10 protein-coding genes and 1 pseudogene are annotated in these 10,914 nt (G+C 38.5%); 8 read left to right on the top strand and 3 right to left on the bottom strand.

All coding sequences use genetic code 11. The features are described 5' to 3' along the window. The 3 genes from HEQ36_RS15710 to mtnA form a co-directional block, all read right to left on the bottom strand. Positions 1 to 328: hypothetical protein (locus tag HEQ36_RS15710; protein ID WP_290708028.1), on the bottom strand; the 328-nt coding region annotated here is incomplete at its 3' end. Positions 329 to 677: 349 nt separating this feature from the next. Next, complete coding sequence (locus HEQ36_RS15705; protein WP_290708026.1) at positions 678 to 1,661, bottom strand: GTPase domain-containing protein; 984 nt, start codon at positions 1,659 to 1,661, stop codon at positions 678 to 680. Between the two features lie 420 nt (positions 1,662 to 2,081). Beyond that, complete coding sequence (mtnA, locus tag HEQ36_RS15700; protein ID WP_027400680.1) at positions 2,082 to 3,119, bottom strand: S-methyl-5-thioribose-1-phosphate isomerase; 1,038 nt, start codon at positions 3,117 to 3,119, stop codon at positions 2,082 to 2,084. A gap of 245 nt (positions 3,120 to 3,364) precedes the next feature. On the opposite strand from mtnA, the gene HEQ36_RS15695 reads away from it, so the two are divergent. The 8 genes and pseudogenes from HEQ36_RS15695 to HEQ36_RS15660 all read left to right on the top strand — a co-directional run bounded on the left by HEQ36_RS15695 (position 3,365) and on the right by HEQ36_RS15660 (position 10,912). Further along, complete coding sequence (locus HEQ36_RS15695) at positions 3,365 to 4,522, top strand: DUF58 domain-containing protein (protein WP_168636696.1); 1,158 nt, start codon at positions 3,365 to 3,367, stop codon at positions 4,520 to 4,522. A gap of 80 nt (positions 4,523 to 4,602) precedes the next feature. Continuing rightward, positions 4,603 to 4,968 (top strand): ferredoxin thioredoxin reductase catalytic beta subunit, encoded by a 366-nt coding sequence (locus HEQ36_RS15690; RefSeq protein WP_027400682.1) that lies wholly within the window; start codon positions 4,603 to 4,605, stop codon positions 4,966 to 4,968. Then, entirely contained in the window at positions 4,965 to 5,357 is a 393-nt protein-coding gene (locus HEQ36_RS15685) for a DUF309 domain-containing protein (protein ID WP_027400683.1), read from the top strand. The genes HEQ36_RS15690 and HEQ36_RS15685 overlap by 4 nt, the downstream gene beginning before the upstream one ends. Before the next feature lie 198 nt (positions 5,358 to 5,555). Next, complete coding sequence (locus tag HEQ36_RS15680) at positions 5,556 to 6,050, top strand: LptA/OstA family protein (RefSeq protein ID WP_027400684.1); 495 nt, start codon at positions 5,556 to 5,558, stop codon at positions 6,048 to 6,050. 26 nt (positions 6,051 to 6,076) lie between these two features. After that, positions 6,077 to 6,805, top strand: a complete 729-nt coding sequence (gene lptB, locus HEQ36_RS15675; protein WP_027400685.1) for an LPS export ABC transporter ATP-binding protein — start codon at positions 6,077 to 6,079, stop codon at positions 6,803 to 6,805. A gap of 128 nt (positions 6,806 to 6,933) precedes the next feature. Continuing rightward, positions 6,934 to 8,049 carry an LptF/LptG family permease gene (locus HEQ36_RS15670; protein WP_168636803.1) on the top strand — a complete coding sequence of 372 codons (1,116 nt, stop codon included), beginning with the start codon at positions 6,934 to 6,936 and terminating at the stop codon, positions 8,047 to 8,049. A 653-nt stretch (positions 8,050 to 8,702) separates the two neighbouring features. Beyond that, positions 8,703 to 9,112: pseudogene (locus HEQ36_RS15665) on the top strand (response regulator transcription factor). A 147-nt stretch (positions 9,113 to 9,259) separates the two neighbouring features. Beyond that, positions 9,260 to 10,912, top strand: coding sequence for a SpoIIE family protein phosphatase (locus HEQ36_RS15660; protein ID WP_168636695.1), 1,653 nt, complete (start codon positions 9,260 to 9,262; stop codon positions 10,910 to 10,912). Positions 10,913 to 10,914: the final 2 nt, after the last annotated feature.

Genomic DNA, 10,914 nt, shown 5'->3' with positions numbered 1-10,914 from the left:
TTATTTTACCATTAGGACTAAAAGCAATACTGGTCACTAACCCACTAAGTGGAAAAGTATTGATGATTTTTCCTTGAAGATTCAACAAGGTTACTATTTTATCGTCACTGGCTATTGCAATTATTTTACCATTAGGACTAAAAGCAATACTGGTCACTAACCCACTAAGTGGAAAAGTATTGATGATTTTTCCTTGAGAATTTAACAAAGTTACTGCTTTGTCATTGCTGGGTATTGCAATTATTTGAGAATTGGGACTAAATGGTATGCTCGTTACAAACCCATTGATTTGAAAAGTATTGATAATTTTTCCTTGATAATTCAACAAGGTTAAAGTTTTGCCATCATCTGCTGTAGCAATTACTTCACAATAGGGAGTAAAAGTAATGCTTTTGATAACTTGATTAAGTTTTAAAGTTGCAAGGAATTGTTTTTCAATAAAATTATGATTGCTTTCTTGATTTATTGCAGTACAATCAGTAGATTTATCTTTTAATACATATTTATTTAATATGTATAGAAAAAAAAACTTAATAGAAAAATTATAAAACCATAGATTACTGGACTTATTTTTGTGATTTTTTTCTCATTAATATTAGAGTCAGATTTATTAGGTGAATTCGATAGTTCTAGGTCTCTTTCTGATTGGTCTCGCCAGTTACTCATAATTTTCTTTCCTAAGATTTATCAAGATTTTTTAACGATTCACTATATTTTTTTAAATCTTGTGTTAATTCTACTAACCCGTCACCTCTTGTAAAACTACCAATTATTGGTTTATATACAAAACCTCTAGCTCTCTGACTTATGTTTTGGTTAAGTTCACGATATTCTGTAAGAACCTTTTCTTTATCTATATTCTTATCCATCTCATTCAATATGTCAAATTTATTTATAAAAAGACAAAAATATTTAATATTTTTACCAACAAGTCCAAAAACACAATCTAAAGCTGTGGGACTCCATTCTTTTATATGTTGTTGCACACGTTTTTGCCATGTTTGACGCACTAAATCCATGTCAATTTCTGATCCAGGCTCAGGAGTGTAAACTAAATCAACTACAATTATTATGGAGTCTATTCCATTAAATGTCATCGGTGAATAAGGTACTTTTTGTTCTGACATTAATCCCTTGATGAGAACACCTATATTTTGACCAGGATAATCTGCTATATAAAATTTATATGTGTTACCATTTTTATCAATAGATTCGCTAAGAGATTTATAGTTAGCATAGTCCCTCGTTGACATTTCTGAGTTTCCTTGATCTACTAAATGTCCTATTAGTGTGGTTTTACCAGAACCACCCAAGCCAACAAGTAGGATAGAGTTTCTAAATTCACCTGGTTCAAGAGGTTTACGCTTATCTAATTTATTAAGAGTATCTTCTTCTATTTTTTTTGTTTCTCTTCTAAGATAAACCACAAAATAGCCAGATAATGCTGGTATAACAGCCATTAGCGCGGTTAATAATACATTTTTATTATTATCATTGTTTGTATTATTACTATTATTTGTCTCATTCTGAGATAATAAAAATGGTTTTTCATTTACATTTAATTGAGATTGAATATTAAAAATATTTTCAGCTTTTACGGAGTCTACTTTCGCCACAAAAGAAGCGATTATAATTATATAAAATGCCAAAAGTGATTTCATGGGATAAATGTAAAATATTTTTTGATACCAGAGTTACGATTATCATGTTATTTAGTAAACTTAGATGTTTTTAATTTTTTTTTAAGAATTTTTAATAAAAAGAATACACATGGATTTTGCAAAGTATTCAATTTTACAAAGTAAGTCTCTCCTAAGAAATTACCACTAACACACCACATTGAGGAGCGATCGCTAAATCCCCCACTTGTGATAAATATCCAATATATGGGTTTAGAGGTTGTTTGAAAAGTTTTAGGTTGTGATTTTAGGAACTCACAGATCCACCTTAGTCAGGGCGGAACTAGAGTCAAAGTCCCCCTTTTTAAGGGGGATTTAGGGGTATCTAAAAATATTTGATACACCATAAGAGACTTGTTCAAACACCCTTTTAGTATTGCGAAACCCTTCTCACCGTTAAAATTAAAGCATCTTCTGAGCCTTTAATAAATCCCCTGGCAGAAAAGCCCCATTTTCCGTAATAATGGCGGTAATTAAATCCGCAGGTGTGACATCAAAAGCCGGGTTATAAAATTCCACACCTGGAGGAGTAAGGATAGTTTCACCAATTTGATAAATTTCTGCTGGGTGACGTTCTTCAATAGGGATTTGACTACCATCAATTAACTCAAAATCTACTGTAGATAAAGGTGCAGCTACAAAGAAAGGAATATTATGAGCTTTTGCCACAATAGCTAAACTATAAGTTCCGATTTTATTAGCAGCATCGCCATTAGCAGCTATTCTATCAGCACCCACAACTACAGCATCAATTAAACCTTGTTTCATGCAGTGGGCAGCCATATTATCGGTAATTACTGTCACCGGAATCCCTTCTTGGACACATTCCCAAGTGGTGAGTTTTGCACCTTGTAACCGGGGACGAGTTTCGTCTGCATATACTCTGGCTAAACGTCCTTCTTTCCACGCAGAACGGACTACACCTAATGCTGTACCATAACCAGCGGTAGCTAAAGCCCCAGCGTTGCAGTGAGTGAGTATAATTAGTTTTTCTGGGGTTTGCGGTAATGCCGCCAAACCATGATCACCGATCGCTTGACAGGTTTGCAAATCTTCGGCATTGATCTTTTGGGCAGTTTCTAAAAGGGCTTGTTTAATTTCGGCGACTGTTCCCATGGTTTCATAAGCCGTTTGCATCATTCTGCCAATTGCCCAAAACAAATTTACCGCAGTGGGACGGGTAGAACGCAACAAATTAGCTACTGTTTCCAGTTTAGCTAAAAACTCTTGGCGATGGCTGGTTTCAATTTCCCTTGCCCCCAAATACATTCCATAAGCCGCAGCCACCCCAATCGCCGGCGCACCCCTCACAATCATGGTTGTAATGGCTTGTGCCATATCTTCACTGCGGTGAATCTCCACCACTGTATATTCATTAGGTAAGCGAGTTTGATCAATCAGTGAGACTGAATTATTGTGCCAAATAACGGGATAAACCATATTGTCAGTTGTTGGTTGTCAGTGGTCAGTTGTCAGTTGTTGGTTGTCAGTGGTCAGTTGTCCGTGGCAATTAATGACAGGGGCTTTTTAGATGTAATTCTCAATCATTATTAAATTTATTCCCTCTTGCCTCTTGCCCCTTGCCTCTTGCCTATTCCCTCTTGCCTCTTGCCTCTTGCCTCTTGCCTATTCCCTATTCCCTCTTGCCTGTTCCCTGTTCCCCCAAATTAAGTTAAACAAGAAAGATGAAAATTACTAAAAAAATCAACAATTGGTTGGAAACCTGGGCTGCTGCACCTGCTTATGGCGGTTGGGTGTTGGCGGGAATCTCTGTGTGTTATTTGGGTGCAGGGATTAATACTATGGCTGGCTGGCTGTATGTGATTAGTGGGGTTAGTTTTGCGCTTTTGGGGGTGTCGGCTTTTGTTGCACCGCGATCGCTCACAGGTATAATTGTGAAGCGTCGTCCTATTGCACCAGTAACCGCCGGTGATGCACTGAAAATTGAAATAGAAATTCAAAATCAGAAAAAACGATTTTCTAGTCTATTACAAATTAGAGACATTCTCCCATTTATTCTTGGTCAACCAGTCCAGCAAAATATTGAAGCTATTCCACCACAAGAGAGTTATCAGTGCATCTATTATCACCCTACCCAACAGCGTGGTATTTACCGCTGGCACACAGTAGAATTAGTCACAGGTGCGCCCTGGGGTTTATTTTCCTGTCGTCGTCCTCGTCAGTGTGAAGCTAGGGCGACTGTTTATCCCACCGTTTTACCCTTGACTACCTGCCCCTTAATTGATGAAATCGGACAAGATGATAGCCAAAGGGGAGATCCGCGTGGTAAACCTTTACAGATGGCAACAACGGGATTAGTGCGATCGCTACGTCCCTATCGCATTGGTGATCCTACTCGGTTGATTCATTGGCGGACGAGCGCTCGCTATGGAGAATTACGAGTCCGAGAATTAGAAGTAATTACCGGGGGACAAGAAATTATCATTGCCATAGATAGTTCCTTTATATGGCAACAAGAATTATTTGAACAAGCCGTGATTGCCGCCGCTTCCCTGTATTTTTATGCCCAAAAGCAGAAACTGCAAGTGCAACTATGGACATCAGCCACTGGTTTAACTACAGGTAATATCTCCGTTCTCGAAACCTTAGCAGCCACCAACCCCACCGAAAAAAACAGCTTACCACCAGATCACCGCCCCCTCATTTGGCTAACCCAAAACTCTTTCACCACATCTTCCTTACCTTCGGGTAGTCGTTGGCTACTGTGGCAAAATCCAGATTCAGCCACACCAAACCTCATTAATCGGGAATATCCCGGCATCATCGTCCAAAACGAACAAGAACTACAACCCCAACTACAAAAAGCCCTCAGTTTATTTTGAAACTTATTTTGAAACGATTTCTCACACTGAGCCTGATGTACAATGCAAAGAAACATGGAAATTTATAAACAGCACAACCAATGGTCACATCAGAAGTGAATTCAAAATCCAGCGATAAAAGCCTAGAAGCAATGCGGCATTTTTCCGAACAATACGCCAAACGGACGGGAACATTCTTCTGTTCTGAACCTTCCGTTACCGCAGTTGTCATCGAAGGACTAGCCAAGCATAAAGACGAACTCGGTGCGCCCTTATGTCCTTGTCGTCACTACGAAGATAAAGAAGCCGAAGTTAACGCCGCTTTTTGGAACTGTCCCTGCGTACCCATGCGCGAACGCAAAGAATGTCACTGTATGCTATTCCTCACACCTGAAAATGAATTTTCTGGGGACAAACAGGAAATTTCTCTCGATTGTATTAAAGAAGTTCGGGATAGCATGGGATGAGCGAAATCATGCCTGAAGAGTTTTGGCAAGGTGTAGAACAGTTCAATGCTGGACAGTTCTACGCTTGCCATGACATTCTTGAAGCACTCTGGATCGATAGTATCGAACCAGATAAAACTTTTTATCAAGGTATTCTCCAAATTGCTGTAGGACTATATCATCTGGGTAATCATAACCAACGGGGGGCAATGATTCTTTTAGGCGAAGGTAGTAATCGTCTTCGGCGTTATCTACCTAGCTACGGCGGTATTAATGTGGAAGAATTACTAACTGAAAGTGTGGATTTGTTAAAAACACTACAACAAGAAAGTCTACAACCAATGGCAAATAGAGAATTGGCTCAAAATCAAGTTAGGCTTTTACCTATTATTTCCCTGTCTAAACTATGATTTGTGGGATTTTGATGATTTTTCTGATGGATTTTATGAATCTTTTGTTGGTGTATCAGATTCGGTAACAATTAACAAATTTTGCCAGTTGTGATCAAAGATTTTCAACGCGAAACTAAAGTTAAAAAAAACCGTCCGTTTTGGCTATAGGACTGATATTTTATTTTCCTATTCCCCGTTCCCTATTCCCTAGCTTCTATGATACCTCCTTATCAATTACTAAAATCACGGATACGCCGCTTAGGATTAGCCCTGGCACTGCCAATTTCCCTTGTAGGTGTTGCAGGATTGCCCAGCCAATTGCTACCAGCTACAGCCCAATCTGGGGGAAATCGTCCCCTGACTATTCGCTCTGATACCCAAGAATATGACGCGAAAACTCAAGTAATTACTGCTCGTGGCAATGTGCAAATGGTCTACCCGGCTCGGCAAATTCAAGCCACATCTGCTCAAGCTCAATACTTTAGTAAAGAAAAACGGATTGACTTCAGTGGTAATGTTTACATTTTACAACAGGGTAGCAATAGCATTCGTGCCGAAAAAGTCACCTATTTAATTGACGAAGGCAGATTCATCGCCTTACCCCAATCTAACCGTCAGGTAGAATCTATATATATGATAGAAGATTCTAATCCTAGTAGACAAACTACGAAACCAGCCCCAAAAACTCCAGCCTTAAAGCGTTCTAATTAGCATCTACACCTAGACAAAATCCCATAGTGAAAATTGTTTTAGAGAATATTCACAAATCCTACGGTAAACGATTAATTGTAAATCGTGTTAGCCTTTCTGTTAGCCAGGGGGAAGTTGTCGGTTTGCTTGGTCCTAATGGTGCGGGGAAAACGACAACATTTTATATTGCCACAGGTTTAGAAAAACCGAATCATGGCAAAGTGTGGTTAGACAATTTAGATATTACTAATTTCCCCATGCACGCAAGGGCTAGATTAGGTATTGGCTATTTAGCTCAAGAAGCAAGTGTATTTCGTCAGTTGTCAGTGAAAGAAAATATTCTCCTAGTATTTGAACAAACTCAAGTTCCCAGGAGAGAATGGAGACACAGACTACATACCTTATTACAAGAATTTCACTTAGAAAAGGTAGCTAATAGTAAAGGGATTCAACTTTCTGGTGGTGAACGACGACGCACAGAATTAGCGAGGGCTTTAGCAGCAGGGAAAGAAGGACCCAAATTCCTGTTTTTAGATGAACCTTTTGCGGGAGTTGATCCCATTGCTGTATCTGAGATTCAGGAGATTGTCAGTCAATTGCGCGATCGCGGTATGGGAATTTTAATCACAGATCATAATGTCCGCGAAACCCTAGCCATAACAGATCGTGGTTATATTATGCGTGAAGGACAAATTCTTGCTTTTGGCAACTCTGAAGAACTGTATAATAACCCCTTGGTGCGACAATATTATTTAGGTGATAATTTTGCAGTTTAAACTTTGCGCCTTTGTTCCTTTGCATCTACCCTGCGGGATCTCTAAGAGAGATTTCACGAAACATAATCATGATATCTAAACAGATTAAACCCTTCTCCAATTTAATTTCAATATTTTCATTTTCTATCATGGATCGCTATTTAGCGATGCAATTAATTTCACCATTTTTATTTGGTGTTGGTGCATTTACTTCTGTAGTTTTAGCAATTGATAGTTTATTTGAATTACTGCGAAAGGTTGTAGAATCCGGGCTACCTCTCAATATCGCCCTAGAGATTTTCCTCTTAAAGCTACCTTATGTCATGGTGTACTCTTTCCCCATGTCCACTTTGTTAGCTACTTTAATGACCTATAGTCGCCTTTCTAGCGAAAGTGAATTAATCGCTTTGCGGGGGTGTGGTGTTAGTGTTTATCGCATGGTTTTAACGGCTGTGGTGTTAAGTTTTGCCGTCACTATCATCACTTATTTATTTAATGAGCAAATTGCCCCCGCCGCAAATTACAAAGCCACTATCACCCTAGCACAAGCTCTCAAATCAGACCAACCTTCCTTTAAACAACAAAATATTTACTATCCTGAATATCGAGAATTTAAAGAAGCAGATGGTACTCGAAAAAAGATCCTTTCTCGCTTATTTTATGCTGACCAATTTGATGGTAAGCAAATGAATGGTTTAACAATTATAGATCGTTCCAGAGGCGGAGTTGATCAAATCGTTGTTTCCGAATCAGCTAAATGGAACACTCAAAAACAAGTTTGGGATTTTTACAATGGGACTATCTATTTAGTAGCGACAGATCGCTCATATCGGAATATTTTACGATTTGAACATCAGCAATTACAACTTCCTCGCACACCTTTAACCTTAGCCGAAAATAGCCGAGACTACGGCGAAATGAATATCTCCCAAGCCTTAGAACAATTAGAAATAGAACGTTTAGGTGGGAACAATCAAAAAATTCGCAAACTGCAAGTGCGAATCCAACAAAAAATCGCCTTTCCCTTTATTTGCGTTATTTTTGGCTTAGTTGGTTCAGTTATGGGTAGCATCCCTCAACGCACTGGACGTGGCACAAGTTTTGGTATTAGCGTGATTGTAATTTTTAGTTACTATTTGCTACTATCCGTCTCTGGAGCATTAGCACAAGCTGGTATTCTTTCGCCCTTCATTGGTGCTTGGTTGCCTAATTTATTTGGATTAGCCACAGGTTTGTTTTTGTTATTGCGAGTAGCCCAGCGTTAATATACAGTAAATCCCGCTAATTATCAAGGACGGGCAGGATGCCCATCCCACAAAATTGGGTAATTTATTTTTTGGTGTTCCCTAAAATCTAAAATTAGCGATCGCCGAGTCAGGAGTCAGGAGTAAAACTATTTTGCTGTCTGGCTTTGGAATAACTTAGTCAAAAAAAGGTTATATTATTTAATATACTCAGTAATTTGCTTGATTGTTTGATTCTAAACGTAGGGGTAAAGCAAAAGCTTAATGGTGTCAACTTAAGCTCAAATCCATGCCACACCTCGTTCCTAGTCTCTGACTAGGAATGCAGTTGATGAGGCTCTGCCTCTAATATCATTGAGGGCAGAGCCTTCTAGGATTCATTCCCAGTTAGAGACTGGGAATGAGATGAATTGAGTTCTTTGCGGGATAGATGTTTTACGTTAAGTTGACACCAATGAAGCTCTTGCTTTACCCCTACACATCTGGGTTCTTTGTCATTTGGCAAAAGTTTAAATCTCACCCGTGTTTAGTATATCTAAGTAGCCATCATGAACTATGTATACCAGAATATATGGAAAAACTTCTTATTCCCCCCTCGAAGAACGGGGAGGGCTAGGGGTGGGGTATTATTTTTAAGTCAGGTGGACGGCAAAAACCAAAATATGTGACGAAAAATGAGTAAAATCCGCACTGTCATCATTGAAGATCATGAACTCACTCGTCTCAGTATTTGCACAGCATTACAACGAAAAGACGAAATTGAACTAGTTGGACAAGCTAATAATGCTCGTCATGGATTGATCCAGTGATTGCCCGGATTCTTGTAGAAAAGGCCAAGCAAAAACAAGATTCTCTCAAATCCCATGATCATAAACAACTTATTAAAGTCGGTATTCTCTCAGACAGAGAATTAGAAGTGATAGAATTGATTACCAAAGGTTGTAGTAATAACGATATCGCCAAGAGACTTTATATTGCAAATGGAACTGTAAAAACCCACGTTTGTAATATTATGAACAAACTAGGTGCTAATGACCGTACCCAAGCAGCAGTAATTGCTATGCGTTCTGGCTTAGTTAAGTAGGCGGAAGGAGGAAAATCAAAATATATTTCGTTTTTTGCAATGGCTAAAACTCAACGACAATAACGCATTGAGGTAAATTTACATATCGGTATACACTTTTGGTTATTTCACGTCCACCTACTTAGTTATTAAAATTAAGGACACTTTATGGCTGGAAAAAAGTTAGATAAGCTCAAGCTCATGGTCGTAGATGACGAGCTAGATAACTTAGATGTCCTCTATCGCACATTTTGGAAAGATTTTAAAGTTTATAAGGCTAATAGTGCCACTGAAGCCTTAGCTATCTTAGAAAAAGAAGGTGAAATGGCTGTCATTATCTCCGACCAAAGAATGTCTGAAATGAACGGTAGCGAACTATTAAGTCTGACAGTGGAGCGGTTTCCTGATACAATTCGGATTTTGCTCACAGGTTTTACAGATGTAGAAGATTTAGTAGATGCAATTAACTCAGGTCGAGTATTTAAATACATTACAAAACCTTGGAATCCCACCCAACTCCAAACATTAGTCAATCAAGCTAGTGATACCTATCGCTTAGTTAAAAAACGATTAGCAGAATTATCTCGTGCCTTGCGACGGGAATCTTTATTTAATGCTGTAACAACAGCAATTAGAGAATCTTTAGACTATGACAATATGCTGCAAAAACTCGTTACTACAATTGGAGAAACATTTGCGGCTCATTATTGCTTAGTCAAACCAGTCGAAGATGATTCACTAACCGAAAGGCAATTTTGCTATCAAAATTCTCAATCTAAAATCTATGATTTACTTCCAGACCTTAGTAATTTAATTGCCGAGGTTTTCCAAACTCACCATTATGAAATAAAAGACGATATCTACGAAGACATCCCTTGTCAATATCTAATTTTTCCACTCATTTATCAACAGGATTTACTAGCTATTATTGCTATTTGTAAATTGGGAAGTGATCACATTTGGCATCAAGAAGATATTCAACTGATTACAGGTGTAGCAGAACAAGCAGCCTTAGCCCTTTCCCAAGCAAAACTCTATCAGAGTTTGCAAGAAAAACAACAACAAATTAACTTAGAGTTGGAAGTAGCCCGCCAAATTCAACATAACCTATTGCGGCAAACTTTACCAGAAATGGCAGGTGTAAAAGTCCAAGCTTGTTGCTATCCAGCACGAGAGGTAGGAGGTGACTTTTTTGAAGTGTTTGTTCATCCTAATGGTGATTTGTGGTTAGCAGTTGGTGATGTTTCTGGGAAGGGTGTGCCAGCGGCTTTGTTTATGGCTAGTACGATTTCTTTGCTGCGTCGGGAACTCTGTCAAGAAGTAGCAGTAGAGCCAAATCTCATCATGCAAAATCTGAATTATGCTTTGATTGATGATTTAATGACCAGTAATTATTTTATCACAATGATTTTAGCTCGTTATCACCCAATTACAAGAGAACTTGTCTATGCTAATTCGGGGCATATTTATCCTTTTGTGTGGTCAGAACAAGCCACTGTGAATGATTCTCCCCATTATCTGAAAGTTCGCAGTATTCCCTTGGGAATATTACCTAAATGGCAGGCTGAGTCCGGACGTTTGATTCTTGCTCCTGGAGATACATTACTCCTGACTAGTGATGGAATTACGGAAGCAACTGTATGGGAAACCTTAGACAGTTCGAGAACAACTCATCATTCTATGCTTAACCAAGAAGGTCTATGGCAACTTATTAAAAAACAATCTCAACCCCTTAATTTTGATAATTTATTAGCTCTTATTCAAGCCAATAACGATGTTCAAGAAGATGATCAAACTATACTGTCTCTGGAGGTTTTATAGGT

The organism is Anabaena sp. 54, from assembly GCF_017355725.1.
Classification (GTDB): Bacteria; Cyanobacteriota; Cyanobacteriia; order Cyanobacteriales; family Nostocaceae; genus Dolichospermum; species Dolichospermum heterosporum.
Note: the sequence above shows the minus strand (reverse complement) of the source record. Positions and strands in the feature narration are given on the sequence as shown.

Bases quoted from the DNA above. Each gene is read 5' to 3' on its own strand.
- HEQ36_RS15705 (WP_290708026.1), bottom strand. From the start codon at position 1,661: ATGAAATCACTTTTGGCATTTTATATAATTATAATCGCTTCTTTTGTG.
- mtnA (WP_027400680.1), bottom strand. From the start codon at position 3,119: ATGGTTTATCCCGTTATTTGGCACAATAATTCAGTCTCACTGATTGAT.
- HEQ36_RS15695 (WP_168636696.1), top strand. From the start codon at position 3,365: ATGAAAATTACTAAAAAAATCAACAATTGGTTGGAAACCTGGGCTGCT.
- HEQ36_RS15690 (WP_027400682.1), top strand. From the start codon at position 4,603: ATGGTCACATCAGAAGTGAATTCAAAATCCAGCGATAAAAGCCTAGAA.
- HEQ36_RS15685 (WP_027400683.1), top strand. From the start codon at position 4,965: ATGAGCGAAATCATGCCTGAAGAGTTTTGGCAAGGTGTAGAACAGTTC.
- HEQ36_RS15680 (WP_027400684.1), top strand. From the start codon at position 5,556: ATGATACCTCCTTATCAATTACTAAAATCACGGATACGCCGCTTAGGA.
- HEQ36_RS15670 (WP_168636803.1), top strand. From the start codon at position 6,934: ATGGATCGCTATTTAGCGATGCAATTAATTTCACCATTTTTATTTGGT.
- HEQ36_RS15660 (WP_168636695.1), top strand. From the start codon at position 9,260: ATGGCTGGAAAAAAGTTAGATAAGCTCAAGCTCATGGTCGTAGATGAC.